The organism is Pleomorphomonas koreensis DSM 23070 (genome assembly GCF_000425185.1).
GTDB lineage: Bacteria > Pseudomonadota > Alphaproteobacteria > Rhizobiales > Pleomorphomonadaceae > Pleomorphomonas > Pleomorphomonas koreensis.
Map to the genome: position 1 here is coordinate 1 of NZ_AULH01000014.1, position 24,792 is coordinate 24,792.

Genomic DNA, 24,792 nt, shown 5'->3' on the forward strand with positions numbered 1-24,792 from the left:
CGTCCGCACGTCGATCAGCTCGATCGTGTCGGGCGCGTCCCTGAGCATGTCCCTGAGTTCGCTCCAGCCGATGATTGCGCAGGGTGAAGATGCGCGGTGAGCCGATGCCGGGGATCGGCGGCTTCAGCACCTCGGCGCCGGGCGACAGCAGCAGGCGATCGTAGGACTCGACCGTCTCCTCGCCGCTGTCGAGGTCGCGCAGCGTCACGGTGCGGGCGGCGCTGTCGATCGACAGCGCCTCGGTACGCGAGCGGACATCGACGTGGTAGCGCGCCTCGAACATCTCCTCGGAGGTGACCAGCAGCTTGTCGCGATCGGCAATGGCGCCGGAGATATGGTAGGGCAGTCCGCAGTTGGCGAAGCTGATGTAGGGGCCGCGCTCGACGAGCACGATCTCGGCCTGTTCGTTGGCGCGACGAAGCCGCGCCGCCTGCCATGCAGCCGGCGTGGGCCATTCCGGTTTCCTCACGAGGTGTCACGGCGCGGAGCGTATCCGGACAGGCCGTCCCGGCCATCGGCAGACACTCGGTATCAAGCATTCCCACGTCTTTCATTATGGGTGTATGCTCATAATTCGTCCGAATGTCCCTCGCGGCAACGATCGGGCGAGGTTACCTTCCAGTCAGCGGGAGCGTTCCATGAAGATCGTGTTCACCCTCAAAGGCGATGGCCGCGGCGGCCTCGTCGATCGCCGTTTCGGACGGGCCGAGACTTTCCTGGTCTACAACAGCGAAACGGGCGAACGGCGGCTGGTCGCCAACTCCGCCGTCGATGCCGCCATGGGCGCCGGTCTCAAGGCGGCGGAAGCCATCGTCGCGCTGGGCGCTGTCGCGCTGGTCACCGGCGAGTGTGGCGTCAAGGCCCTGCACGCCCTCCATCGCGCCGGCGTCAAGGTCTACTCCAGCGACAGCACCACCTTCGACGACGCCCTCGAAGACCTGCGGCAGGGCAACCTCCGCGAGGCGCAGCCGGCATGAGGATCGCCATTGCCTCGGGCACGGGCGGTACCGGCAAGATCCTGGTAGCGGGCAATCTGCCGGCCATCGCCGGCCGGTCCGTCACGCTGACCGGCTGCGCCATGCGCTGATCGTCATCGAACCGACCATGTCCGGCCTGCACGATCTCGACCGCCGTCTCGTCCTTATCAACCATTTCCCGGTGCCGGCCTCGGTCTGCCTCAACAAATGGGACATCGCCGCGGAGAAGAGCGCCGCGGAAGCCGTCGTCGCCTCGGCCGGCGACATCCGCGCGGTCCGGCAAAAGCCGGCCGGGACAACCGGCCTTTGACAGATTCGACGGATTGGCGGCCAAGACAGGAACAGCCAGGGCCGATGCCGCGCCTGATGGCCGCCCCGGCCTCATCGATCGGCGTGTCGCCGCCTGCATCCCTCCACCGGGCAGAGCGCTCGTTGCGTCGTGATCTCACCCGGTCAACACATCCGAAACAACTTGCCCGGAAGGCAGCCTTCCGGGCAATGCCAACGGACAAGAAAGCGGACGATACCGGCCTCAGGCGGTGACAGGCTCCGCGACGAGGCCATCCAGCACCCGCATGATGGATGCCCGGTCCGTCTGGATGGACCGCGTCACGACCTGACCATCCTTGGTGAACACGAAGGATGGCGGCTGGGCCGCCCCGAGGCGGGCGGACAAACATACGGACTTGTAGGTGTCGACCAGGCTGAGCTTGACCCGCCCGTCATAGTGCTGCTCGATCTCCTGAACCATCGGCAGCAGGTCGCGCGACGCTTCGTCGATGGCCGAATAGACGAAGACCAGCCCCGGCTTTTCCTTCTGCATCAACTGCTTTTCGAAGATGTGCATTTCCGCGACGTAGCGCTCCACTTCGTAGCCGGCGGTGGCTCCGTCGCCGACCGCCGTCGCCACCTGGCGCAGGCAGGTCTGGCGGACGTCGCCGGCCGCGAAGACGCCATCGACGTTGGTGCGCATATGCGGATCGGTGGGAATGTAGCCGCGGTCGGTGAGGTTGATCTGCCCCTTGAACATCTCGGTCGCCGGCAGATAACCGATGAAGTAGAAGCAACGATCGGCGTCGATGACTTCCAGCTCGTTCTTCTTGGTATTTCGCAACACCACCCGTTCCAGGCGTGCGCTGCCCTCGAAATGATCGACCACCGTGTTCCAGTGGAACTCCATCTTGGGGTTGGCCAGCGCTTCCTCCTGGGCGACGGCATTGGCGTCCATGTGGCCCTCTTCGTGCAGGACCGACATGATCACCTTGTCGGCGAACTTGGTGAGGAAGAGGGCTTCCTCCACCGCCGCGTCGCCGGAGCCGATCACCACCACCGTCTTGCCGACGCACTGGGCGGCGTCGCAGGTGGCGCAGAAGGAAATGCCCTTGTCGTAGAGATAGTCGCTCTCGCCGGGAACGCCGAGCAGGCGCGGCTTGCCGCCCGTCGCGATGATCACCGACCTGGCATGGTAGACCGTACGGAAGGTCTCGATCGTCTTGTCGTCGCCCGTCAGGTTGACGGCCTTGACGGGCGTGTTCTTGATTTCCAGGCCGAAGTGCCGGGCCTGGGCCTCGAACAGGTGCATCAGCTCGAGGCCGGTGGTGCCTTCGGGGAAGCCGGGATAGTTGACGATCTCGTTGGTGTAGGTGGCGAGCCCGCCGAGCAAGGCCCGTTCGAACAGGACGGCCTTGAGACGTGCCCGGCCGGCGTAGATTCCCGCCGTCAGTCCGGCCGGCCCACCGCCGATGATGACGACATCGTAGTGGAGATGCTGCTTTTCCATGGTTTTCGTCTTTCTGGCCGCACCGGGCCACCGTTTGGGGCCGGGGTCAGGACTGCGACGTCTTGCGCTTGTTCCACCAGTCGGCGGCGAGCCAGATGGCGAACAGCAACCCGAACTGGACCACGAGCGCCGGCAGGAAGCCGCCGAGCATGGCCGGCAGATAGACGGTGTCGGCGAGATTGACGCCGAGGAGGTCGCGCCAGATCGGCCAGCTTGCGGCGGCGAGGCCCGAGCCGGCAACGAAGGCCACCAGCGCGATCATGTTCTGAGCGTAGCCTTCGCCGACGCGCATCAGCGTACCCGACGCGCAACCGCCGGCGATGACGGCGCCGATGCCGAACAGGAAGGCTCCGATGGCGGTGTGAATGCCGACCGGCGCCAGATGGACGAGCTTCATGGCATCTGCCATGTCGCCGCTCTTGAGATAGGCGCCGAGTTGCAGGGCCGAGAAGCCGACGGTGCCGACGGCAAGGCCGACGACAACCGCCTTGGTGAGGCTGGTGCTGCCCGTCAGCACCGGATCGCGCATGGCGGCGGTGAAGCAGAACCGCGAGCGCTGGAGGGTCAGCCCGAGGGCGATGGAAATGGCCCAGGACAGGGCGAGCTTGGGCGAGCCGAGATAGAAGCCGAAGGCGATGATGGCGGCCAGCAGCAGCAGCGCGTAGGGGAGTTGCGACGGCGTGGGTTTGGCGACCGTCCGGGTCCGCTTGATGCGCGAGATGCCGGAGGTGTTGCCCGTGGTGGCGGTCATGAGGGTAGCCTCCGCTTCAGATGAAATACTTGACCAGCAGCCGGGAACCGACCGCCGCGCCGAGGAAGATGAAGACGATGAACACCCAGCCCTGGCCCGACAGCGACGGCAGGGCGGTGAACAGCGCGCCGATGTTGCAGCCAAAGGCCAGACGGGCCCCGAAGCCCATCAACAGGCCGCCGAGTATGGCAGCGACCGCCTGCTTGCCGGATTTCAGCCCCTTGAAGCGGGCCTGGCTGGCCAGCAGCACCGAGAGGAAGGCGCCGGCAATGATCCCCAGGTTCATGATCGAGGCGGGGTCGGTGAGGAAGTTGAAGCCCTCGCCGTTGAAGGCTTTGGCGACCTCGGTGAAATAGGCCCAGTTGTGGGCGTCGCCGCCGACGCCGTTCCAGATCCAGCCGGCCCAGTAGGCGAAGGCGGTGGTGACGCCCCAGCCCTTGCCGGTCGAGGCGATCAAGGCGATGTTCAGCAGCGCCAGGATCACCGCGCCGGTGACATAGGTCCAGGGATTGACGAACAGATCCTTGAAGACGGCGTTGTTGCGCAGGCCGCCCGATCCGGCGGCGTTGGCGTCCCGCCCGGTGGTGGAAGACAGATTTGTCATGAGGGTTCTCCCGGAAGTCAGCGACGACCTGCCGCCGCGGCCGGCTTCGCCCGACGTGCCGGGGAGGAGGCCGGCGGACATTCCAAGCCCAGGGCGCCGCGATGCAGCGTCGCCATCGGGTCATGAAGCTCGTTGCCGGTTTCCGATCGGTCTCGTTCGGGGAAGCGGTGCGCGTCGGTCAGTGCGCCTTTTCGATGACGATTTCCCAGCGGCCGGTTTCGACCTCATCGATCTCGAAGTTGTGGCCTTCCTTGTCGGCCCATTCGGGAATGTTCTTCATGGCGCAGGAATGGTCGATCTGAACGATCAGCACATCGCCGACCGCCAGGCCGGCGAGGGCCTTCTGGGTGCGGACCAGCGGCACCGGGCAGGCCTCGCCCAGGCAATCGAGAGTCTGTTCGGCCATGGTTCTTTCCTTCCGTGTCATGGGCCGGCGGCTCTTGCCGGCTTTGGGGATCAGCTCGTGAAGTCGATCCTACGGTGAGGAAATATCAGCCGAAATTGGGCTGATCCCCCTGGCGGTTAGGGGGTGGCGGCAGGCCGGCTAGAGGATGACGGCAATGCGTCTAGGGGTTACCCCCCAGACAGGACGAGAACAGGCGGGCGAGTTCGACGGCCGACCGGACTTCCATCTTTTCCATGACGTTGTGCCGGTGGACCTCGACGGTCTTCACCGAGATGTCGAGTTCGGCCGCGATCGACTTGTTGGGCTTGCCCGCCACCACGAGATCGAGAACGGCCCGCTCTCTGGGCGTCAGGCGGTTCCGCCTTGCCTCAACCTCGGCACGCCGCCGGCGAAGCTGGGTTGCGGCGATGCTTTTCCGGATGGCGTCGCCGATACGGTCGAGCAGCATCTGGTCGTTCACCGGCTTTTCCAGGAACTCGACGGCACCGTCGCGGATGGCGCGCACAGCCATCGGCACGTCGCCGTGACCGGTGATGAAGACGATGCCGAGGGTCGTCCCTTCCGCCTTGAGCGCCTGTTGCAGGTCGAGCCCGCTCATGCCGGGCATCCGGACGTCGACCACCAGGCAGCCGGGGCGGTCGCGCCGGCCGCCGGCAAGGAAAGCCTCGGCGGAGGGGAAGGCGACGCACTCGTGGCCGACGCCGCCGATCAGGAAGACCAGGGAATCCCGCATGGCGGGGTCGTCGTCGACCACGAAGACCACCGGAGAAAGATCGGGTTCCACGGCAGTTACTCCTGTGCGATGGGGAGCGAGAACGATAGCATCGTTCCGCCCTCCGGAAGATTTTCCCCGGTCAGCCGCCCGCCGTGCGCCTCGACAATGCTGCGGCAGAGCGACAGTCCCAGTCCCAGCCCCTCCGGCTTGGTCGTGTAAAAGGCCTCGAACAGGCGTTCGCAGGTCTCCTGCGACATGCCCGGTCCGGTATCCCGCACCGAGACCATGAGAACGCCGTCCACCACCGTCGCCGACAGGCGGACCTGCCGCTCGTCGGTATCTTTCACGGCATCGACGGCGTTCTGCAGCAGGTTGAGGAGAACTTCCTCGATCTGTATGCGGTCGGCATTGACGCGGGGCAAGGGCATCTCGCAGGCATAGTCGAGCGTGACGCCCTGCCGCTCGGCCAGCGGCAGAAAGAAATCGAGCGTCTCTTCGAGGATCTCGCCGATATTCACCAGGGACGGCGACGGCGGACGCTTGCGGACGAAGTCGCGCATGCGGCGGACGATGATCGCCGCCCGCTCGGCCTGGGCGACGATCTGGGTCATGCCCCCCTCGATCTCGGCCAGTTTGTGGCCATCGGCAAGACGGCGCTGGCAGCCGCGTGCATAGTTGACGATGGCCGCCAGAGGCTGGCTGATCTCGTGGGCGATGCTGCTGGCCATCTCGCCCATCAGCGACAGCCGGGCGGCGTGCTCCATCTTCTCGCGCTCCCGCCGGGTCTGCAGGTGGGCGGCATTGAGCTGCTGCGTCCTGAGGCGCACCAGATACTGCACCCTGGCGAGGCTGATCAGCGTCCAGGCCAGACAAAGGACGACCACCGCCACCCAGTGCCAGTTCTCCCTGGCCAACTGGTAGATGCTGCGCTGGCGCAGGTACTCGTAAGGGCCGATCTTCAGGGCACGGAACACGGCATGGACGGGCTGGTAGTCGACGGGGACCGTCCAGCTGAGGCCGTTTTCGCCGGCCGGCATGGCCAGCAGAGCCTGCGCGACGCGCTTGGCGAGCGAATCCGGCGTCGACGCCAGCTTGGCGAACGGCCAGTCCGGATAGAGCGGCGTCGACACCTGGCAGCGAAGCCGTTCGGGTGTCCGCCCCTCGATCGCCACGAAATCGTCGCCGCGCAGGCGTCCGGCGGCCACCAGCCTCTCGAGGTAGCAGCCTCGGGCGATGCCGACATCGGCCCTGCCGTCGCGAACGGCCGCAAAGACCTTTTCGACCGGCTCGCCGACGAACTCCATCGAGCCGGCATCGGTGAACGGGTCGAAGCCCTGCTCGGCGAACTCCTTCCAGGCAACGCGGAAGCCGCCGAAGAGATCGGGGGCGATGGCAACAAGCCGCTTGCCCCGGAGATTGGCGAAGGAGGGGATGTCGGCGCGGCCCGCCCTGGTGAAGACGAGGCTTCCGATGGCGCTCGACGGGGCAGGGCCGCCGGCAAACTCCACGGTGGCAATGCGCGACACGCCGAATTCCGCTTCCAGCTCGATGTACTGGGCCGGATTGCCGATGATGAAGTCGACGCCCCCGTCCGCCAGAATCCGGCGGTAGGCGCCCTGATCGAGAACCCTCATCTCGAAGCGATAATCGGGCAGCGAGATGGAAAGCTGATGGAGTGTCGCCCCCCAGCTGTATTCGGCGCCGTCGATGTCGCGCGGTGCAATGACGCCGATGCGGACCGTCGGCCGTTCGTCGGCCCACCCCGGTCCGACAGCGGCTCCCAGGCACAGAATCAGCAGCATGATCGTCAAGTTGCGCATGGCCCGACTTTATAGCGGGCGACGGGATTTGCCATGCGTCCGATCCCCAAGCCGGTGCGGACAGGCGGCAGCGCATGCGGCGATCATGTCGACGGCAAAGCCCCGACGACGGGCGGCGTTCCATGGCTGCGGACGGACAGGTGCGTGTCCGCGCCGATGAAGCTCGGCGAGCGCCGCCACGCCCGCAGACTGCTACCCGATTTCACGCCTTAAGCAGGGACCTCGCGTATCCACCAACAGAGTCACGGTGCTCCGGACAGCGCTATGGCTCGCCACTTCCGAATGCTTACACGGCGACCCCAACAGTCCATTCAAGCAAAAAGCGCCCCGAAGGGCGCTTTTTCGCAGTCGATTCTTGGAAAAATGGAGCGGGCGATGGGATTCGAACCCACGACCCTAACCTTGGCAAGGTTATGCTCTACCCCTGAGCTACACCCGCGCTCCGCTTTTCAGCATGCTCCGTCGCCGGAGCGAGGCGGTATATCGCCCAAGTCGGCGGCGAATGCAACAGCCTTTTTCGACTTTTTTCGCGGGCGCGGGATTTCCGCGGGGAAAAGGCCGCCTCCTTGCCGGCAAGGCACGGATTTTCCAACGATTTCGGCTTGCGCGCGCCGGCCGTTGCCTCAAATATCGGGGCCTTGCGGGCTGTTTCCCCGCCTGTCGCCGGAGGTTTGCCATGGCCGCGACGCGCGCCGATCTCTTCGCCTTTCTCGACCGTCTGGGTATCGCCCACCGGACGATCGAGCATCAGCCGCTGGCCACCGTCGAGGCGGCGATGGCCATCTGGGGCGGCCTGCCCGGCGGCTTTGCCAAGAACCTGTTCGTGAAGGACAAGAAGAGCCGGCTCTTCCTGATCTCTCTCCGCAAGGACGCCGCCCTCGACATCAAGCACGTGCAGGCGGCGATCGGCGCGTCGGGGCGGGTATCCTTCTGCTCCGCCGAGCAGCTCATGCAGCATCTCGGCATCCTGCCCGGCTCGGTGACGCCGTTCGGCGTCATCAACGACACGGAGGGCGCGGTGACGGTGGTGCTCGAGAAGGCACTCATGGCGCTCGACCCGGTGCATTTCCACCCGCTGGAGAACACCGCCACCACCGCCGTTTCGAGCGGCGGGCTCCTTGCCTTCCTGCGCGCCACCCGTCACGAGCCGCTCGTCGTCGACCTGCCGCTTCTCGCCTGACGGGCGGCTGTTAAACTTGTTGCCGCCGCCCTATATAGGGCAGACGAATTTTCATGCCGCCTCCCCCGGGAGGGGCCAGCCCCGAGTGAGACAATGAGCAGCCCGACCTTCACCTTCGGCAACGGTTTCGCGCCGACCGGCACCCCGGCGCCAGCGACTTCCCCGGCGCCGGTGGCGGCCGACGACATCGTCGAGACCACCACCCGCGATTTCGTCCGCGACGTGATCGACGCCTCCAAGGACAGGCCGGTGCTGGTGGACTTCTGGGCGGACTGGTGCGGCCCCTGCAAGCAGCTGACGCCGATCATCGAGAAAGTGGTGCGCGACGCCAAGGGCAAGGTGCGGCTGGTCAAGATGAACATCGACGACCACCCCGAGGTGGCCGGCCAGCTCGGCATCCAGTCGATTCCGGCGGTGATCGCCTTCGTCAAGGGCCGCGCCGTCGACGGCTTCATGGGCGCCCAGCCGGAAAGCCAGGTGCGGCAGTTCATCGAGCGCGTCGCCGGCCCGATGGGGCCGACCGAGACCGAAACGCTCATCGCCGCCGGCCAGGAGGCGCTCGCCGCCGGCACGCCCGAGGCGGCAGCCGACGCCTTCCTCGCCGTGCTCGACCGCGAACCCGATTCGCTCCCCGCCATCGCCGGCCTCGTCCGGGCGCTGACGGCGGCCGGCCAGCTCGAGGACGCGCGCACCGTGCTCGGCCGCGTGCCGGACCTCAAGGCCAACGATACGGCGATCGCCGGCGCCCGTGCCGAGCTGGAACTGGCCGAGCGGGCGGCCAGCGTCGGCGACACCGAGGCGCTGGCGCGACAAGTCGCCGCCGATCCCGCCGACCACCAGGCGCGCTTCGATCTGGCCGAAGCGCTGGCGGTGAAGGGCGACCGGCAGGCGGCCGTCGACCATCTGGTCGAGATCGTCCGCCGCGAGCGCGGCTGGAACGACGAGGCGGCGCGCAAGCAGCTCGTCAAGCTGTTCGAGGCCTGGGGCATGACCGATCCGTCGACGCTCTACGGCCGCCGCAAGCTGTCGTCGGTTCTGTTCTCCTGATAACGAAAGGCATTCGATGCAGGTCGGCAACGCAAGCTACGTCGGTCCCGCCGATCTCCCCGGCGAACTGCCCCTCTTCCCGCTGAAGGGCGTGCTGCTGCTGCCGCGCGGCCTGCTGCCGCTGATCGTCTTCGAGCCGCGCTACCTTGCCATGGTCGACGCGGCGCTGTCGGGCGACCGGCTGATCGGCATCATCCAGCCGCGTTTCGACGCCGACGACACGGTGGAGGAGGGGTCGGCGCCGCTCTGCGCGGTGGGAACCGTCGGCCGCATCACGGCGATCGCCGAGACCGGCGACGGCCGCTACCAGGTGACGCTGACCGGCGTCTGCCGCTTCCGCCTGACGGACGAGGCGCCGCCCGCCGGCCTGCCTTATCGGCTCGGGCGGGTGGTCTACGACTTCCCCGTCGATTTCGAGCCGCGAACCGGCGAGGATGAGGTGGACCGCGCCGCCTTCCTGGCGGTATTCGAGGCCTACCTCGACGCCAACGAGATGGAAGCGGACTGGGACGCCGTCGAGAAGGCGTCGACGGAGGCGCTGATCAATACGCTGTCGATGATGAGCCCCTACGGCCCGGCCGAGAAGCAGGCGCTCCTGGAGGCGCCCGACCTCAGGACGCGGGCCGAGACTTTGATCGCCATCACCGAGATCACCTTGGCACGCTCCGCCGATGGCGCGCCGCCGACCTTCAACTGAGGATGCCGCCATGCAGGAAAGCGATGGCCGGCGCGACGGCGAGATCGATCCGAAGCTCCTGGAAATCCTGGTCTGCCCGCTGACCAAGGCGACGCTGGAATGGCATCCCGAGCGGCGCGAACTGGTGTCGCGGCCGGCCCGCCTCGCCTATCCGGTGCGGGACGGCGTGCCGATCATGCTGCCCGACGAGGCGCGGGCGCTCGATCCCGACGAATAGCGGCGGGTGATCAGCAGGGAAGGCCGCAGGCCGCCCTGAGTCGCGCCTCGGCGTCTGGTCCGGCGGCCGCGAGGCGGATGGTCTTGAGGCGCGCCGTCGAGCCGGAAACCACGGCAGCCGCCGACTTCGGCAGGCCGGCGGCGGCCGCGAGCAGCGCCGCCACGGCGGCGTTGGCCTTGCCGTCCTCCGGTACCGCCCTGACTCGCGCCGCGACCACGCTCCGGCCGTCCGACAGCGCCTTCACGCCGTCCAGCCGGTCGGATCCGCCGCGCGGCGTCAACCGCACGTCGACGAGCAGATCGGCGCCGTCACGCCGGATGGGGCCGTCCGCCATGCTCTTATGCCAATTCGCGAAGATGCCGACGCATCCGCTCATTGAAGTATTGCCGATTTCTCATTTGCATCAGGGGCATGAGAAACCGGCAAGCGGAATACCAGGAGGCATTTTCGATGCCTCCCGGTATCAGAATACGTAAGGGTAGACGTAGCGGACGATGATCTGTTCCAGGAGGATGATGCCGAACCACAGCACCAGGAAGGACAGGTCGAGGCCGCCGGTGCTCGGCATGAAGCGCCTGATGGGGCGCAGCAGCGGCTCGGTCATGGTGTAGAGGAAGGAGGCGATGGCCGCCACCACCTGGTTGCGCAGGTTGACGACGTTGAAGGCGATCAGCCAGGACATGATCGCCGAGGCGATCAGGATGTACATGTAGAGATTGAGAACCTGCAAGAAAACGTAGAGGACGGCCTGCATGGATGGGTCTTTCGCGTCACGGGTTTTGCGAGATGTAGACACCGCGCCGGCAACCCGCAAGCCCGCTTCGCGGCGGCGGCCTCCAACCATCGCCGGACGTGGTAAAGGCCGGCACCGTCGGTCTCCGCCCTTTGGGCTGCAGGCCCCGCGAAAGGCTTGACAGCCTCGGCCCCTCCCCCTAAAAGCGGCTCACCCGACGCCGGGTTCGCGGCCGAGAAGCCGTGCCGGATGGGGCTGTAGCTCAGATGGGAGAGCGCTGCAATCGCACTGCAGAGGTCAGGGGTTCGATTCCCCTCAGCTCCACCAATTCCCGCTTTCGGGAATGGTGTTCAAAGCCTTCGATAGACTGATCAACCTCATCGGCGATGTTCGATCTGCGAGGTTGCCGCCAGCCAGATGAGGCCTGCGGCTCTCCTGGCTGGCCTGTGTTCCTTTACGTGAGCACGACGGAAATCGATTCTCCGCGATATTCTACCGAGAGTCCGGCGGCCGAGGTCATCGGCGAGACGCCCGGACCTGCGCGGCAGATCGTGAGGTTCCTGACCCGGGGCATTCCTGGGTAGGTTCCACGGCACGCTTCGATCCATAGAGTGTTTTGCGCGTCATCCCACCGGACCGGAATGCGGGCACATTCGCCTCGCTCATAGCCGAGGCTGAGGCCATCGTCCTCATAGAGCTCGATGGCGCCGTCACGGCCGGGAAAGACGTAGATCGTCAGTGTCTCCCAGGACAGGCTGGCGGTCGCCTGAACGACCGGGCCGACAGGGAGCAGGCTGCCCGCCCTTGCGTGAAGCGGAATGCGCTCCAGCGGGCTTGCAACCTCATGCGTCCGGCCGCCGGCGCGATGCTCGCCGGTCCAGAAATCGAACCAGCCGCCTTCCGCTTCGGGAAGATAGACCGGCCAGCTTTCCGCTCCTTCCGCAAGGATCGGGGCGACATGCAATGCTCGGCCGAACATGTAGCTATGGACTTCATCCAGCGCACGCGGGTCCCCGGCGAAGTCGAACACCAGAGGCCGCATCATCGGAATGCCGGTCGCAGCCGTTTCGGCGGCGGTGCCATAGACATAGGACAGAAGGCGATAGCGCAGTTCGAGATAGGTCCTTGCGATCGATTCCACCTTGTCGCCATAGCGCCAGAATTCGGTGTCGGTCTCGAAGCCGTGGACACGCTGCATCGGCAGGAAGGTGGCGTACTGGAACCATCTGAGGAAGCGTTCGCGGTAAGCTTCGTCCTCATATTGGCCGGGGCCAGGACGGAAAAAGCCACCGGCGTCGACGGTCCAGTAGGCATAGCCGGCCGCCGCTATGTTGAGCCCGGCGGCGATCTGGTTGCCGAGCGTTGCCCAATCGTTGCCGACGTCGCCCGACCAGGTGAAGGCCGGGTAGCGGTGCTGGCCTAGGAAGGCGCTGCGGGTCAGGATCAGTCCCCGCCTGTCCGGTACGGACGCCCGCCACGACTCCGACACGGCACGCGTGACCTCCAGAGGATAGACGAGCTGGACATGTTCGCCCCGGCCGGCGGCCGTCATCCGCCCGGCGAGATCGTCGTTCTCGGGCTCGGTGGCGTCCTGCCACCAGGCGTCGATGCCGAAGCGTCTCAGCCGGTCCTCCTGCTGAGCGGCGTAGAAGGCGGCTGCTTCGGGATTGAAGAAATCGACCCAGTCGGTACCCTCGATGAAATACCCGCGACGGGCAAACTCCTGGCCGAGTTCGGACGACGGATCTATGCGTGCCCAGACCGACAGCATGAAGCGCGCATCGCGCTTGTGAACCTCGTCGATGAGCTGTTTCGGATCGGGATATTGGGACTCATCGAAGCGCATGGCGTTCCAGCCGTGCGCGCCCCAATACTGCCAATCCTGCACGATCACGTCGAGCGGCAGGTTTCGCCGCCGAAACTCGTCGAGCGTCTCGATGATCTCGTTTGAGGAATGGAAGCGTTCGCGGCAGTGAACGTAGCCAAAGGCCCATATCGGCAGCATCGGCGTCGCGCCGAGGAGTTGGCGATACCCCGCCATGACCTCGGCAGCGCTGGGGCCGGCGATCACCACGTAGTCGATGGCGTCGGTGACGGGAGAGCGCCAAATGGTGCGATCGACGACAGGACCGTGATGGAGGACGGGGGCGTCGGCTTCGTCGGCCTCCACGGTCACCAAATGGGTTCCGGGCGCGAGGTCGGCGATAAAGCTCGTCGTCGGGGGGAGCCAGAAGTTGTCGTAGTCGGCGTAGATCCGGCCATCGATTTCCACCCGATAGCGTGTGCCCATTGTTCGGCCGATGTCGAGCAGCATCGCATGGCGCCCGCCTGTGGCGACCTCGATCCGCCCTTCGAACACGGCCGTGCGGCGTTCCACTGCGGCGCCACCCGACGTCGTCGAGACGGTTGCCACATGAGCCTGCCCGACCGAGCGCTTCGCCAGAACCATCCGGTTCGGCGGCGGGTTCAGTTCGCTGCGGCCGCGATGGTGCCAGATCAGCCCGTAGCCCTGATCGGACAGGATGAAGGGCAGGGCGATCTGAGTGTTGACTTGAGTAAGGCGACGCGGCAGGCCGCGCAGGTCGAGCGCGCCGTCCTGGAAGCAGCCGGTTCCGTAGAGATGCTCGGTGGGTGGGGATTCGAAGGCCTGTTCGGCTATGAGAATATGATCGCCGTCAAGCAGATCCGGCGACAGGCTGCGCCCCGCCTCGGCTTCGGCAAGCAGCAGCCGGCCGTCCCGCCCGAAGAAGCGCAGGCGCCCCGTGGCGTCGTCGATCTCGCAGGCAAGATGCGGCAGGTCCAGGCGGATGGTGCCGCTTCCGGCCCGATGGAGCGCGGAGATCGGAGGCAGGTCGCTCACCAGGATCCGGCTTTCCGGCATCGCTCCGTCCTGCCCGACCGGGGCGAAACGGACCCGGAAGGCCCGGTCGCTGAGGGTCGAGATGCAAAGCGTGCCGGTGGCATAGGCCTTGATGAAGTCGGGCCTGATGCCTGCGTGGGAAAGAGCGTTGTTGGTCATGATGCCCGGAATACTGATGTGTGATGGAGAAGTCGGATCGTCGCCGGCGGTTCATCCCTTGACCGAGCCGCTGGTCATGCCCGCGATGATGAAGCGCTGGCCCAGGAGGTAGATGACGACGACCGGAATGATGGTGAGCAGGATGTCGGCGGAGACGAGGTTCCAACTGCTCTGGTACTGGCCGAAGAAGTTGTAGACCGCGAGCGTCATGGGCCAGTTGGCGCTGCTGTTGAGGTAGTAGAGCGGTATCATGAAGTCGTTCCAGATATTGAGGAAGTTCAGGATACCGGCCGTGACGAGCACCGGCTTCAGCAAGGGAAGGATCACCAGGAAAAACAGTTGCGGCGGCCGGCACCCATCGATGATGGCGGCCTCATCCAGCTCGCGCGGAATGGTCTCGACAAAGCCGTAGATCAGAAAGATCGAGAAGGGCACCTGCAGGGCGGCATAGAGGATGATGACGCCGATCTTGGTGTTGATCAGGTGGGTCAGCTGCATCATCGTCGTCAGCGTGAAGAAGTTGATGGGCAGCGCGATGCCCATGATCAGGAACAGGTAGAAGAAGCGGTTGAGCCTCGTCCGATGGCGCGACATCACGAATGCCGCCATGGCCGACACCAGCGTGGCGATGACGGTGGCCGACGTGGCGTAGAGCAGGCTGTTGAAGAAGCTGCCAAGCAACTTTCCCTTTTCGATGGCGATCAGGAAGCTCTCGAGGTGGAGCTCGCTCGGCAGCTCCATGCTCATCGTGCTCGCCTCGCTCGACGATTTGAGCGCGTTGATGGTGATGAGGTAGACCGGCAGGATCATGATCAGGCTGGCCAGGAAGGCCGCGAGATGGGCGGCCGGTGCGCGCAGGTTGCCAGGCATCCGTGTTCTCCTCAATCGCGGTCCGATTGGCGTTCCATCACCCGGATGACCAGGTAGCCGGTGACGACCAGGATCAGGAACAGGATGCTGGAAATGGCGGTGCCGAGCCCGAACTGCCCCTTGGAGAAGGCCTTGAAGATCTCGGTCGAGAGAACCTCGGTCGCATAACCGGGGCCGCCGTTGGTCAGGGCGTAGACGATGTCGAAGACGCGCAAACCGTAGAGGACGTTGAGCACGGTGACGATCATCAGCGCGGGCATCAGCATGGGAAGGGTGATATGGCGAAACTTGGCCCAGGCGCCGGCACCGTCGATGGCCGCGGCCTCGTAGAGGTCCTTCGGAATGGTCTGCAGGCCGGCGAGCAGGATGACCATGATGTAGCCGATGCCCTTCCAGCTATCGACGCCGATCACCGAATAGAGTGCGATGCTCGGGTCGATGAGCCAGGGCAACGCGAGGGCATCGAGACCGATACCGCGCAGGAAGCCGTTGAGGAGCCCGGCGGCGGGGTCGAGAATGGACCGGAAAATCAGAGCTACGACCAATGTCGGCAGGATGACCGGAAGATAGATCAGCACCCGATAGCCGTTGACGAACCGCCGGACGCCCTGGTTGAGCAGCAAGGCGAGCGCCAGGCCGAACACCGTCTTGATAATGATCGTCCAGAAGGTGAAAAGCAGCGTGTTCCCGATGAAGGAAAGGTAATTCTCGTCCGGGGACAGGATGGTCCGATAGTTGTCGAGGCCGATGAACTCGGTCTCTTCGGAATAACTGCTCCAATCGGTGAACGAATAGGCGATGCCGCTAAGGCTCGGAATGATGAAGAACGTCACATAGAGGGCGAGCGCCGCGAGGATGAAATAGAACGGGTAGGGACTATGCGTTTTCATTGCGAATTCCGGTCGCTCGCAGTCGCACCCCCGGTCTTGGAGCCTTGCTCGGAAAGACCGGGGATGGACGCTGCCAAGTCCAGAGCTTTTCCGGCGGAGAACTCGCCGGAGCAGCTTTATCCACTCGTCAAGACGAAGCAGGGAGGAGTTACTTCTTCCAGGCGGGGTCCTTGGCGGCCTTGGCAAGATCGCCGCGGCGCTTGTCGATGTTGGCGAGCACCTTGGCCGGTTCCATCGCGCCGGTGAACATCGCCGTCAGATCCGCCCCAATGTCCATCCACTGCGGGTTCACGTAGTTGACGGCAGTTTGGTAGACGGTGCCGCGCGCGTCCTTGTGGGCATCGAACAGCGTTTGAACGTCGGCGCTGAACTTGCTCTTTGCTCCTTCGAAGGGCAGCGTCATCGCGGTCGGCGTGTTGTCGATGAAGTAATCTACGTTCTCGGGCTGGGCGAGGAAGTCGAGATATTGCTTGGCGGCGTCGATGTGGGCCGATCCCGAGTAGATGAAATGGGTGGGGCCGGCCGGATTGATATTGATCCTCTGATTGTCGGCAAGCGGCATCAGAAATACGCCGATGTCGGACGCCTTCATGTCGGGATAGTCGTGCTCCACTAGGGAAGCGAAGCCTGTGTTGGCGAGCACCATCGCCACTTGGCCGCTGGCCATTGCCTTGGAGGCGCCGGTGTAGACGTCGGCGAGAGCGTTCTTGCCCATGAAGCCGAGGTCGTACACTTCCTTGAGTTGCGTGACGGCCGAAAGCATCGTGGGATTGCCGGCAAAAGTGGCGGTGTTCGCGTTGAGGGCATCGGCCAGCCCCGGCGTCACCTCCTCGAAGCGCGGCCCGAGTTCCGGGAACCAGAGCACGTGGTGCCAGCCGTCGGCAACCGGTTCATAGAGCGGCTGGATGCCACTGTCGGCGAGCTTCTGGCACAAGGCCTTGAACTCGGCATAGGTCTTGGGGGCGGCAAGACCGTATTGGGAGAACAGCTTCTTGTTGTAGCTGATCACCCAGGTATTGCCGAGCACATCCCAGTAAGTGAGGCCATAGAGCTTGCCTCCCACCGTCGCCTGGGCGGTGACGAGCGGATCCATTTTGGCGGCCCAGGGCTCGCTCGTAAGGTCGACGGCGTTCTTCTCGACGCCATATTGAAGCTTGAGGTCGGTGACGCCGCTTTGCCCGCCGAACATGTCGGGACCTTCGCCCGAGTTCAGCTTGGCCTGGAGGACATTGAAGTACTGGCCCGATGGCAAGATCTGGAAATCGATGGCGATTCCGGTCTTTTCCTCGAATTTCTTGGCGAGCGCCTGTTCGGCGTCCTTCACCCAGTCCTGGCTTGCCATGTAGGTCAGCGTCACCTTGTCCGCTGCGAGGCCAGCCCCGCCCGTGAGGACAAGAGCCAAGCAGGTGGCGCCGGCAAGAGCCAGCGAGCGCATGGTGCCACTCGCGGCGTTTCGAGTGCTGTGTTTTGCAATCATGGTACCCTCCCTCTTTGCAGATCCAACCGAAGTGCGCCGCCTCCTGCGACGGCTTCGAGCCTGAGACCTTTGCCTGTCGCGGCGAGCGATCCGAATGTCGCCAAGACCCGCTCCGAAACCTCCCGATCTCCGGCCCGTCTCCTCATTGTAAGCGCTTACAATCGATGCGCTGTTCCTGGACTGCCGTCCTTCTCCCTCACGGACAGACTTGAGATAGCCATCATGTTACTGTAAGCGCTTACAATGCTAAGTTCGCCGCTGGATGTCTGTCAATGGGCAACGTGGAAGGTCGGAGGGTTTTATGAGAGGCATCGCCCGCCTGGCCCGGGAGCTCGGAGTTTCCACGGCCACGGTATCCCGCGCTCTCAACGGAAATCCCAACGTCAACGAAGAGACGCGCCGGAAGGTTCTGGAAACGGCGCAACGCCTTGGGTATGCGGCCAACCAGGCCGCCCGTTCGCTTGCCCAGGGCGTTACTCATTCCGTTGGTTTCATGATCGAGCTCGATCCGGAAAGCACCACCAGCACCGACTACTTTTTCATGGGCGTCGTCGAGGGTATGCAAGCCATTCTTGCCGCGCACGGCCTCGACCTCCTGGTGCTGCCTTGTGTCAAGAGCCAGGATACCTTCACGTTTCTTCAACGCTTCGTATCGCGTGGAGCCGTCGACGGCCTGATTCTCGCCGAAACACGGCGGATCGACCGGCGCATCGATCTGTTGCAGTCGTCGGGCCTCCCTTTCGTCACGCTGGGGAGAAGCGACAGCGGCGGCAACCACTCATGGATCGATCTCGACTTTGAGGGTGTCATGGCCACCGCCGTCGAACGCCTGGTTCGGTTTGGCCACCGGCGCATCGCCGTAACTCTGCCATCCAACGATGCCAACTACGGAGCCATCTTTGCACAGGCCTATCGGGACAATCTCGCGCGGCATGGTCTCGAACTCGACGAAGGATTGGTATTCTCTACCCGTCGGCAAGAGGACGACGGCGACAGTATCGTCGATGGTCTCCTAGATCGGCCTGATCCTGCGACGGCCATCATCCTGTTCTACGAAGTGACCGCCATCGGCATCTACAGGCGTCTTGCCGAACGCGGGCTCAAACCCGGCCGGGATCTGTCGATCATCGGTTTCCGCGGCGAAGAGTCGGTTCGTTTTCTCATGCCGCAGGTGACGTGTTTCCAGATGTCGCTCCACGATCTCGGGACCGCTGCGGCTTGCGCGTTGCTCGCTCAGATGCCTTCGACCGCGCCGGCCTTCTCCTCAAAGGTCGTACAATCCAGGGTGCCGCTGTCGCTGATGCCCGGCGAGAGCGACGGACCTGCCTTACAAAGCGGTTAGGACAAGGACAATCGGAGGCCGACGGAAGGCCTGGGAACTGCGTTTTTCTGCTCCTATCATGCCGTCTCTCGGTGCAGGCGAACACTCGCTCTCGGCGGAATGCACTTGATCGATCTTCGAAAACCTCCATATTGTTCCGAGGTCTATTGGCCCGGCCTGCCCGCGAGGTGAGTCACCCCCTGAAAATCCAGTTTCCCGGAGGCCTAGCATGCCGCATGACACGTCCCTTATTTCGACGATCGTCGGCGGCTTGGTTCTAGCCTTCATCTTCGGCGCGGTTGCCAATCGCTTCCGCCTGCCGCCGCTGGTCGGCTATCTGGTCGCCGGCATGCTGGTCGGGCCGCACACGCCGGGCTTCGTCGCCGACCAGACGCTGGCGCCGCAGCTGGCCGAACTCGGCGTCATCCTGCTGATGTTCGGCGTCGGCCTGCACTTTGCGCTGAAGGACCTCCTGTCGGTGCGCTTCATTGCCGTGCCCGGCGCCGTCGGTCAGATCGCCATCGCCACGCTGCTCGGCTGGGTGCTCGGCGAGGTGATGGGCTGGTCCTTCGGCGCCAGCCTGCTGTTCGGCGTCGCGCTGTCCACCGCCTCGACGGTGGTGCTGCTCAAGGCCATGCAGGACCGGCGCCTCGTCGACAGCGAGCGCGGCCGCATCGCCATCGGCTGGCTGATCGTCGAAGACCTCGCCATGGTGCTGGTGCTGGTGCTGATCCCGGCGGCGGCCAGCGTGTCGGACGGCGGCGTCAGCTCCTATTCCGATCCGCTCGCCGCCATGGCCAGCCGAATGGTCGGCATCGACCTCGGCGTCGGCGGCATCCTGGCCACCACCTTGTTCAAGGTGGCCCTGTTCGTCGGCCTGATGCTGGTGGTCGGCCGCCGGCTGATCCCGGCCATCCTGCACCGCATCGCCCACACCGGCTCGCGCGAGCTGTTCCGACTCGGCGTGCTGGCCATCGCGCTCGGCGTCGCCTTCGGCGCGGCCGAGCTGTTCGGCGTGTCGCTGGCCCTCGGCGCCTTCTTCGCCGGCATGGTGCTGTCGGAAAGCGAACTCAGCCATCGCGCCGCCCAGGAGAGCCTGCCGCTTCGGGATGCCTTCTCGGTGCTGTTCTTCGTCTCGGTCGGCATGCTGTTCGATCCGCGCATCCTGCTCGACGAGCCGTTCATCCTGCTCGCCACGCTGGCGATCATCCTGGTCGGCAAGACGCTCGGCGCCTTCTTCATCGTGCTGGCCTTCCGCCGGCCGGTGAAGACGGCGCTGACCATCTCGGCCAGCCTTGCCCAGATCGGCGAGTTCTCGTTCATCCTGGCCGAGATGGGCGTCGGCCTCGACATCCTGCCGGCGGAAGGGCGCGACCTGATCCTGGCCGGCGCCCTGATCTCCATCATCCTCAACCCCTTGATGTTCAACGTCAGCGACTGGCTGCGCCCCTATCTTGAAGCCTGGCTGCAGCCGCGCGTCGAGCCGGCGCCCGCCGCCGAGGCGCCGGCCGCCGCCGTCGAGGCCGAGGCGCCGCCGGCCGCCGCCGGCAGCGACGACGACGACGACGAGGAAGTCGAGCCCACCTCGCTCGCCGGCCATCTGGTGTTGATCGGCTACGGCCGGGTCGGCAGCGTCGTCGCCGACGATCTCGCCAGCCGGGGCGTGCCCTTCCTGGTGATCGAGGACGCCGAGGACCGGGTGCGCCGCCTGCGCGACAAGGGCATCGAGACCATCGTCGGCAATGCCGCCGCGCCGCAGGTGCTGGCGCTGGCCGGCCTCGAACGGGCGACGGCGCTGATGGTCGCCATTCCCAACGGTTTCGAGGCCGGGCAGGCGATCGAGCAGGCGCGCAAGATCAATCCGGGTCTTCTCATCGTTGCCCGCGCCCATTCCGACGAGGAGGTGGAGCACCTGATGCACCACGGCGCCACCCTGGTGATCATGGGCGAGCGCGAGATCGCGCTGGGCATGCTGAAGATGCTGGGCGACCGGTCGCCGGCGACGCCGGAGCCGGCCGCCGAGGCCGAAACGCCGCCGGCCGCGGCGGACGACGACGACGAAACGGAGGAGGGAAAACCGGCGGCGTGACAGCGGCGAGCGCACCCCATCCGACCGTCGCCGGGCGCCGCAGGACGGCGCCGGTGGCGGCTTGCGCCTTTTTCGCCAGCCTGCTGCTGCTGTTCCTCCTGCACGTCGGCTATGGGTTTGGCGGCGGCGGCTCGGCCTCGCCGCTGCTCGGCGCCGGCGACGCCACCGTCGCCCGCCATGCCGCCGTGCTGCGCGACGGTCCGCGACCGGTGGTCGCCGCCGAGCATGGCGACCGGACCTCGGCGCCGCCGCCGTCGTCGCCGGCCGCGCTCGTCTTCGCCGCCGCCGCGCCTTCGGCGCCTTCGGCTACCTTCCACGCCTCCTTCGCCGCCGCCGATGTCATCGTCGGCCGCCGCATCGCCGGTCACCGGCCGCGCGCCCCGCCCATCGCCGTCTGATCCTCCGAACCCGAGATCAGCATCCGCGACCGTCCGTCCGCCCTGGCGGCGGCGGCGCCCGGCATGGACAATCCGATGAAAACTTCCCGCTGGCTGGTGGCGCTCTATTCGGCCATCATCGCCCTCGGCATCCTCGTCACGCTTCCGAACGTGGTGCCGCAATCCGTCCTCGACGCCTTCCCCTCCTGGCTGCCGCGCGACAAGGTGTCGCTCGGTCTCGATCTCCGGGGCGGCTCGCATCTGGTGCTGGAGGTCGACGCCGCCGACCTCGTCAAGGAGCGCTTGCAGACGCTGACCCAGGACGCCCGCCGCGCCCTGCGCGAGGCGAAGATCGGCACGTCGTCGATCCGCCGTACCGGCGATGCCGTGGTGATCAACCTCGACGATCCGGCGCTGACGGCGCGTGCCGCCGAGGCGCTCGGCAAGCTGGCGTCCCCAGTCGGCAATCCCGGTCTCGGCGTCACGGCCAGCGATCTCGACATACGCCGCGGCAGCGGCACGGTGACGCTCGCCCTCACCGAGGCCGGCCTCACCGAACGCACCGCGGCGGCGGTGGAACAGAGCCTCGAAATCATCCGCCAGCGCATCGATCAGGTGGGCGTTGCCGAGCCGACCATCCAGCGGGTGGGCAGCGACCGCATCCTCGTCCAGCTGCCCGGCGTGCAGGATCCGGCGCGCATCCGCGAGCTGCTCGGCTCGACCGCCAAGATGAGCTTCCATCTTCTCTCCGATACGGCGACCGCCGATTTCGTGCCGCCTGGGGTGAGCATGCTCCGGGACGAGACGGGCCGCGTCTATCCGGTCGACGACCGCGTCGAACTCAGCGGCGACCGCCTCACCGACGCCCGCGTCGGCTTCGACCAGATGACCAACGAGCCGATCGTCTCCTTCCGCTTCGATACGGCCGGCGCCCGGCTGTTCGCCGAGATCACGCGGGCCAACGTCGGCCGGCCCTTCGCCATCGTGCTCGACGACAAGGTGCTGAGCGCGCCGGTGATCCGCGAGCCGATCACCGGCGGCTCGGGCCAGATTTCCGGCAGCTTCTCGGTCCAGAGCGCCACCGATCTCGCGGCCATGCTCAGGGCCGGCGCGCTGCCGGCCAAGCTGACGGTGATCGAGGAACGCACCGTCGGTGCCGATCTCGGCGCCGACGCCATCGAGATGGGCATCGTCACCGGCCTGATCGGCTTCGCGCTGGTGTTCGGCTTCATACTGCTGCTCTACGGCGCCTGGGGCCTGCTCGCCAACCTGGCGCTCGGCCTCAACGTCATGCTGACCTTCGCCGGCCTGACGCTGCTCGGCGCCACGCTGACGCTGCCCGGCATCGCCGGCATCGTGCTCGGCATCGGCCTCGCAGTCGACGCCAACGTGCTGATCAACGAGCGCATCCGCGAGGAGCAGCGCAAGGGCATGAGCGCCATCGCCGCGCTCGACGCCGGCTTCAAGCGCGCCTATTCGACCATCGTCGACGGCAACGTCACGGCGCTGATCGCCTCGGTGCTGCTGTTCTGGTTCGGCTCCGGCCCGGTGCGTGGCTTCGCCATCACCATGGGTCTCGGCATCGGCATATCGATGTTCACCGCCGTGTCGGTGGTGCGCGTGTTGATGATGGCCATCGTCCGGCGCAAGAAGCTGCGGAAGATGGACATCCGGCCGCTGTTGCCGATCCGGCTGATCCCCGACGGCACGAAAATTCCCTTCATGCGGGCGCGCTTCTTCGGCATCGGCTTCTCGGCCTTCCTGTCGCTCGCCTCGATCGGCCTGTTCATCTACCCCGGCCTCAACTATGGCGTCGATTTCCGCGGCGGCATCCAGATGCAGGTGGAGACGGCCGGCCCGGCCGATCTGGCCGCCTTCCGTTCGGGCCTCGACCGGCTCGGTCTCGGCGAGGTGGCCTTGCAGGCCTTCGGCGACGACCACCACCTTCTCGTCCGCGTTGAGCGGCAGGAGGGCGGCGAGGAGGTGCAGACGGCGGCCGTCGAGCGTCTCCGGCAGGAGATCTCGGCCATCGACGCCTCGGCCAAGGTGCTGGGCACCGAGGTGGTCGGCCCCAAGGTGTCGGGCGAACTCGCCAATGCCGGCATACTCGCGGTGATTTTCGCCAGTCTCGCCATGCTGGTCTACATCTGGGTGCGCTTCGAGTGGCCGTTCGCGGTGGGCGCCATCGCCACGCTGGTGCTCGACGTCACCAAGACCGTCGGCTTCTTTGCCCTGACCGGGCTCGATTTCAACCTCACCGCCATCGCGGCGCTGCTGACGCTGGTCGGCTACTCGGTCAACGACAAGGTGGTGGTCTACGACCGCATGCGCGAGAACATGCGTCTCTACAAGCAGATGCCGTTGCGCGAGCTGATCGACAAGTCGATCAACGAGACGCTGGCGCGCAGCCTCTACACCTCGGTCACCGCCTTCCTGTCGCTGCTGCCGATGGCGCTGTGGGGCGGCAGCGCGGTGGAGAGCTTCGCCGTGCCGATGATCTTCGGCATCGTCGTCGCCGCCTCGTCGTCGGTGTTCATCGCCGCGCCGATCCTGCTGTTCCTCGGCGACTGGCGGACGCGGCGGCGGGCGGCCCGGCCGGCCAAGGCCGAGGCGATTCCCGGAGCCTGACGAAAAGGCGGGGAGGCCGATGCCGGCCTCCCCGCCTCTTTAGAAAAAATCTGAAGTTCACGGGATTGTCCCGATACTCGGGGGCAAATGGCCGGGCTAGTCTTTCGGGGAGACCCGCGACGTCTCTCAAATCAAAAGAAAGACAGGCACCATGCCCACCACCACGGACAACCTCAAGGAAGCCTTCGCCGGCGAAAGCCAGGCCAACCGCAAGTATCTCGCCTATGCCGACGCCGCCGTGCGTGAAGGCAAGCCGGGCGTCGCCAAGCTGTTCCGCGCCGTCGCCGCCGCCGAGACCATCCACGCCCATGCCCACCTCCGGGCGCTGGGCGGCATCAAGACCACGCTCGACAATCTTGCCGACGCCATGGACGGCGAGAGCCACGAGTTCACCTCGATGTATCCGCCGATGATCGCGACGGCCAAGGCCGAGGGTCACAAGCGGGCCATCCGCTCGATGACCGAGGCGATGGAAGTGGAGAAGATCCACTACGGCCTGTTCGACGAGGCGCTGGAAGCGGTGAAGGCCGGCGGCGACCTCGGCGACGTGGTGATCCGCATCTGCCCGAACTGCGGCCACACGGTGATCGGCGACGCGCCCGAAGCCTGCCCGGTCTGCGCCTGCGCCGGCGAGCATTACAAGATCGTCGAGTGACCGCCTGACGATCGCCCCGAAGCGTCCCGACCTCCCGGGGGGCTTCGGGGCTGCGGCCCGGCCGGGCACCATTTTCGCGATCCGACCGGCGAAGCCGCCTTATCCCGGAAAAGCCGTCAGCATTTTGCCGGCCCGCGCCAACCGGTCGTCGTTCATCCGCGACGGAGTGCCATGGATGTCGACGAGCGGTCGTGCACGCTCGCCGCTGCCGGGCGTCGGCACCCCCGGCGCCGCCGCGATCTTTTCATCTGTCTCGAACAGTGGCGCGGCCTTGCCTCGTTCGATATTGCCGAAGGTCTCGCGGCAAACGCCGACCTGATCGGCAAGCTGCTCCAGCGTCCATCCCTTTGCCTTGCGATGATGGCGCACGGATGCGCACGGCCGACGCTGGCCTCTGGCGCCCGCTCCGGAGCGGACGGCCTTAGGCCATGGCAGCGTGATGGGAAAAGTGGTGCCGCACGACGGATTCGAACCGCCGACCCCATCATTACGAATGACGTGCTCTACCAACTGAGCTAGTGCGGCGCCGGCGCGGGAGG

The 24,792-nt window shown here is 65.8% G+C and carries 25 protein-coding genes and 3 tRNA genes; 12 read left to right on the forward strand and 16 right to left on the reverse strand.

Translation table 11 applies throughout. From position 1 onward, the window contains the following. On the reverse strand, window positions 1–469 hold a 469-nt coding region (locus H512_RS23830; RefSeq protein WP_036791545.1), incomplete at its 3' end, for an NAD(P)/FAD-dependent oxidoreductase. Window positions 470–638: 169 nt separating this feature from the next. Between H512_RS23830 and H512_RS0112565 the strand changes: the two genes are divergently transcribed. Together H512_RS0112565 and H512_RS0112575 are read left to right on the forward strand one after the other, a co-directional pair. After that, entirely contained in the window at window positions 639–977 is a 339-nt protein-coding gene (locus tag H512_RS0112565; protein ID WP_026783756.1) for a NifB/NifX family molybdenum-iron cluster-binding protein, read from the forward strand. 127 nt (window positions 978–1,104) lie between these two features. Continuing rightward, entirely contained in the window at window positions 1,105–1,287 is a 183-nt protein-coding gene (locus tag H512_RS0112575; protein ID WP_026783757.1) for a hypothetical protein, read from the forward strand. Between the two features lie 222 nt (window positions 1,288–1,509). Here H512_RS0112575 and H512_RS0112580 read toward each other — a convergent pair whose 3' ends face one another. The 7 genes from H512_RS0112580 to H512_RS0112610 form a co-directional block, all read right to left on the reverse strand. Next, entirely contained in the window at window positions 1,510–2,757 is a 1,248-nt protein-coding gene (locus H512_RS0112580; protein WP_026783758.1) for an FAD-dependent oxidoreductase, read from the reverse strand. A gap of 46 nt (window positions 2,758–2,803) precedes the next feature. Next, the gene (locus H512_RS0112585) at window positions 2,804–3,508 is read right to left on the reverse strand and encodes a YeeE/YedE thiosulfate transporter family protein (protein ID WP_084798461.1); all 705 of its coding nucleotides are present in this window, start codon (window positions 3,506–3,508) and stop codon (window positions 2,804–2,806) included. Window positions 3,509–3,524: 16 nt separating this feature from the next. Next, the gene (locus H512_RS0112590) at window positions 3,525–4,112 is read right to left on the reverse strand and encodes a YeeE/YedE thiosulfate transporter family protein (RefSeq protein WP_053239825.1); all 588 of its coding nucleotides are present in this window, start codon (window positions 4,110–4,112) and stop codon (window positions 3,525–3,527) included. Window positions 4,113–4,290: 178 nt separating this feature from the next. Beyond that, the gene (locus H512_RS0112595; protein WP_026783761.1) at window positions 4,291–4,518 is read right to left on the reverse strand and encodes a sulfurtransferase TusA family protein; all 228 of its coding nucleotides are present in this window, start codon (window positions 4,516–4,518) and stop codon (window positions 4,291–4,293) included. Between the two features lie 160 nt (window positions 4,519–4,678). Further along, complete coding sequence (locus H512_RS0112600; RefSeq protein WP_026783762.1) at window positions 4,679–5,302, reverse strand: response regulator transcription factor; 624 nt, start codon at window positions 5,300–5,302, stop codon at window positions 4,679–4,681. A gap of 5 nt (window positions 5,303–5,307) precedes the next feature. Beyond that, entirely contained in the window at window positions 5,308–7,053 is a 1,746-nt protein-coding gene (locus tag H512_RS0112605) for a sensor histidine kinase (RefSeq protein ID WP_026783763.1), read from the reverse strand. A 364-nt stretch (window positions 7,054–7,417) separates the two neighbouring features. Beyond that, window positions 7,418–7,492: transfer RNA gene (locus H512_RS0112610), tRNA-Gly, on the reverse strand. 237 nt (window positions 7,493–7,729) lie between these two features. Here H512_RS0112610 and H512_RS0112615 point away from each other — a divergent pair. From H512_RS0112615 to H512_RS0112630, 4 genes are all read left to right on the forward strand, one after another. Further along, complete coding sequence (locus H512_RS0112615) at window positions 7,730–8,233, forward strand: prolyl-tRNA synthetase associated domain-containing protein (RefSeq protein ID WP_026783764.1); 504 nt, start codon at window positions 7,730–7,732, stop codon at window positions 8,231–8,233. Between the two features lie 93 nt (window positions 8,234–8,326). After that, window positions 8,327–9,280: a thioredoxin gene (gene trxA / locus H512_RS0112620; RefSeq protein ID WP_084798462.1), complete on the forward strand. Its 954-nt coding sequence runs from the start codon at window positions 8,327–8,329 to the stop codon at window positions 9,278–9,280. A 16-nt stretch (window positions 9,281–9,296) separates the two neighbouring features. Further along, window positions 9,297–9,977, forward strand: a complete 681-nt coding sequence (locus H512_RS0112625) for an LON peptidase substrate-binding domain-containing protein (RefSeq protein ID WP_026783766.1) — start codon at window positions 9,297–9,299, stop codon at window positions 9,975–9,977. A 10-nt stretch (window positions 9,978–9,987) separates the two neighbouring features. Continuing rightward, on the forward strand, window positions 9,988–10,194 hold the full coding sequence (locus tag H512_RS0112630) for a Trm112 family protein (RefSeq protein WP_026783767.1): 207 nt from the start codon (window positions 9,988–9,990) through the stop codon (window positions 10,192–10,194). A 10-nt stretch (window positions 10,195–10,204) separates the two neighbouring features. Here the strand turns inward: H512_RS0112630 and H512_RS0112635 are convergent, their stop codons facing one another. After that, a complete protein-coding gene (locus tag H512_RS0112635) occupies window positions 10,205–10,528 on the reverse strand; it encodes a DUF167 family protein (RefSeq protein WP_026783768.1) in 324 nt (107 codons plus the stop codon). Window positions 10,529–10,657: 129 nt separating this feature from the next. Further along, a complete protein-coding gene (locus tag H512_RS0112640; protein ID WP_026783769.1) occupies window positions 10,658–10,948 on the reverse strand; it encodes a YggT family protein in 291 nt (96 codons plus the stop codon). A 230-nt stretch (window positions 10,949–11,178) separates the two neighbouring features. On the opposite strand from H512_RS0112640, the gene H512_RS0112645 reads away from it, so the two are divergent. After that, window positions 11,179–11,254, forward strand: a tRNA-Ala gene (locus H512_RS0112645). Between the two features lie 127 nt (window positions 11,255–11,381). Here H512_RS0112645 and H512_RS23835 read toward each other — a convergent pair. The 4 genes from H512_RS23835 to H512_RS0112665 all read right to left on the reverse strand — a co-directional run bounded on the left by H512_RS23835 (window position 11,382) and on the right by H512_RS0112665 (window position 17,141). Next, the gene (locus tag H512_RS23835; RefSeq protein ID WP_053239826.1) at window positions 11,382–13,946 is read right to left on the reverse strand and encodes a glycoside hydrolase family 31 protein; all 2,565 of its coding nucleotides are present in this window, start codon (window positions 13,944–13,946) and stop codon (window positions 11,382–11,384) included. Between the two features lie 51 nt (window positions 13,947–13,997). Then, a complete protein-coding gene (locus tag H512_RS0112655; RefSeq protein WP_036791549.1) occupies window positions 13,998–14,816 on the reverse strand; it encodes a carbohydrate ABC transporter permease in 819 nt (272 codons plus the stop codon). 11 nt (window positions 14,817–14,827) lie between these two features. Further along, window positions 14,828–15,706 carry a carbohydrate ABC transporter permease gene (locus H512_RS0112660; protein WP_026783771.1) on the reverse strand — a complete coding sequence of 293 codons (879 nt, stop codon included), beginning with the start codon at window positions 15,704–15,706 and terminating at the stop codon, window positions 14,828–14,830. A gap of 148 nt (window positions 15,707–15,854) precedes the next feature. Further along, window positions 15,855–17,141, reverse strand: coding sequence for an ABC transporter substrate-binding protein (locus H512_RS0112665; protein WP_053239827.1), 1,287 nt, complete (start codon window positions 17,139–17,141; stop codon window positions 15,855–15,857). A 343-nt stretch (window positions 17,142–17,484) separates the two neighbouring features. Between H512_RS0112665 and H512_RS0112670 the strand changes: the two genes are divergently transcribed. The 5 genes from H512_RS0112670 (at window position 17,485) to H512_RS0112690 (ending at window position 24,253) form a co-directional block, all read left to right on the forward strand. Then, window positions 17,485–18,525 carry a substrate-binding domain-containing protein gene (locus H512_RS0112670; RefSeq protein WP_026783773.1) on the forward strand — a complete coding sequence of 347 codons (1,041 nt, stop codon included), beginning with the start codon at window positions 17,485–17,487 and terminating at the stop codon, window positions 18,523–18,525. 208 nt (window positions 18,526–18,733) lie between these two features. Then, complete coding sequence (locus tag H512_RS23840; RefSeq protein WP_084798463.1) at window positions 18,734–20,593, forward strand: cation:proton antiporter domain-containing protein; 1,860 nt, start codon at window positions 18,734–18,736, stop codon at window positions 20,591–20,593. Beyond that, window positions 20,590–20,991, forward strand: a complete 402-nt coding sequence (locus H512_RS0112680; protein WP_026783774.1) for a hypothetical protein — start codon at window positions 20,590–20,592, stop codon at window positions 20,989–20,991. Before H512_RS23840 ends, H512_RS0112680 begins: the two co-directional genes overlap by 4 nt. Window positions 20,992–21,066: 75 nt before the next feature. Next, window positions 21,067–23,598 carry a protein translocase subunit SecDF gene (locus tag H512_RS0112685; protein WP_026783775.1) on the forward strand — a complete coding sequence of 844 codons (2,532 nt, stop codon included), beginning with the start codon at window positions 21,067–21,069 and terminating at the stop codon, window positions 23,596–23,598. A gap of 151 nt (window positions 23,599–23,749) precedes the next feature. Further along, window positions 23,750–24,253, forward strand: a complete 504-nt coding sequence (locus H512_RS0112690) for a rubrerythrin family protein (RefSeq protein ID WP_026783776.1) — start codon at window positions 23,750–23,752, stop codon at window positions 24,251–24,253. Between the two features lie 99 nt (window positions 24,254–24,352). On the opposite strand, the gene H512_RS23845 is transcribed toward H512_RS0112690, so the two are convergent. Both H512_RS23845 and H512_RS0112705 read right to left on the reverse strand, forming a co-directional pair. Continuing rightward, a complete protein-coding gene (locus H512_RS23845; RefSeq protein WP_053239828.1) occupies window positions 24,353–24,622 on the reverse strand; it encodes a helix-turn-helix domain-containing protein in 270 nt (89 codons plus the stop codon). Between the two features lie 80 nt (window positions 24,623–24,702). Next, window positions 24,703–24,778 (reverse strand) — tRNA-Thr (locus H512_RS0112705). Window positions 24,779–24,792 lie beyond the last annotated feature (14 nt).

Coding starts and splice junctions, on each gene's coding strand:
- H512_RS0112660 (WP_026783771.1), bottom strand. CDS start 15,706: ATGAAAACGCATAGTCCCTACCCGTTCTATTTCATCCTCGCGGCGCTC.
- H512_RS0112585 (WP_084798461.1), bottom strand. CDS start 3,508: ATGACCGCCACCACGGGCAACACCTCCGGCATCTCGCGCATCAAGCGG.
- trxA (WP_084798462.1), top strand. CDS start 8,327: ATGAGCAGCCCGACCTTCACCTTCGGCAACGGTTTCGCGCCGACCGGC.
- H512_RS0112625 (WP_026783766.1), top strand. CDS start 9,297: ATGCAGGTCGGCAACGCAAGCTACGTCGGTCCCGCCGATCTCCCCGGC.
- H512_RS0112575 (WP_026783757.1), top strand. CDS start 1,105: ATGTCCGGCCTGCACGATCTCGACCGCCGTCTCGTCCTTATCAACCAT.
- H512_RS23840 (WP_084798463.1), top strand. CDS start 18,734: ATGCCGCATGACACGTCCCTTATTTCGACGATCGTCGGCGGCTTGGTT.
- H512_RS0112605 (WP_026783763.1), bottom strand. CDS start 7,053: ATGCGCAACTTGACGATCATGCTGCTGATTCTGTGCCTGGGAGCCGCT.
- H512_RS0112595 (WP_026783761.1), bottom strand. CDS start 4,518: ATGGCCGAACAGACTCTCGATTGCCTGGGCGAGGCCTGCCCGGTGCCG.
- H512_RS0112655 (WP_036791549.1), bottom strand. CDS start 14,816: ATGCCTGGCAACCTGCGCGCACCGGCCGCCCATCTCGCGGCCTTCCTG.
- H512_RS0112670 (WP_026783773.1), top strand. CDS start 17,485: ATGAGAGGCATCGCCCGCCTGGCCCGGGAGCTCGGAGTTTCCACGGCC.
- H512_RS0112565 (WP_026783756.1), top strand. CDS start 639: ATGAAGATCGTGTTCACCCTCAAAGGCGATGGCCGCGGCGGCCTCGTC.
- H512_RS0112615 (WP_026783764.1), top strand. CDS start 7,730: ATGGCCGCGACGCGCGCCGATCTCTTCGCCTTTCTCGACCGTCTGGGT.
- H512_RS23835 (WP_053239826.1), bottom strand. CDS start 13,946: ATGACCAACAACGCTCTTTCCCACGCAGGCATCAGGCCCGACTTCATC.
- H512_RS0112635 (WP_026783768.1), bottom strand. CDS start 10,528: ATGGCGGACGGCCCCATCCGGCGTGACGGCGCCGATCTGCTCGTCGAC.
- H512_RS0112580 (WP_026783758.1), bottom strand. CDS start 2,757: ATGGAAAAGCAGCATCTCCACTACGATGTCGTCATCATCGGCGGTGGG.
- H512_RS0112630 (WP_026783767.1), top strand. CDS start 9,988: ATGCAGGAAAGCGATGGCCGGCGCGACGGCGAGATCGATCCGAAGCTC.
- H512_RS0112685 (WP_026783775.1), top strand. CDS start 21,067: ATGAAAACTTCCCGCTGGCTGGTGGCGCTCTATTCGGCCATCATCGCC.
- H512_RS0112665 (WP_053239827.1), bottom strand. CDS start 17,141: ATGCGCTCGCTGGCTCTTGCCGGCGCCACCTGCTTGGCTCTTGTCCTC.
- H512_RS0112690 (WP_026783776.1), top strand. CDS start 23,750: ATGCCCACCACCACGGACAACCTCAAGGAAGCCTTCGCCGGCGAAAGC.
- H512_RS0112590 (WP_053239825.1), bottom strand. CDS start 4,112: ATGACAAATCTGTCTTCCACCACCGGGCGGGACGCCAACGCCGCCGGA.
- H512_RS0112640 (WP_026783769.1), bottom strand. CDS start 10,948: ATGCAGGCCGTCCTCTACGTTTTCTTGCAGGTTCTCAATCTCTACATG.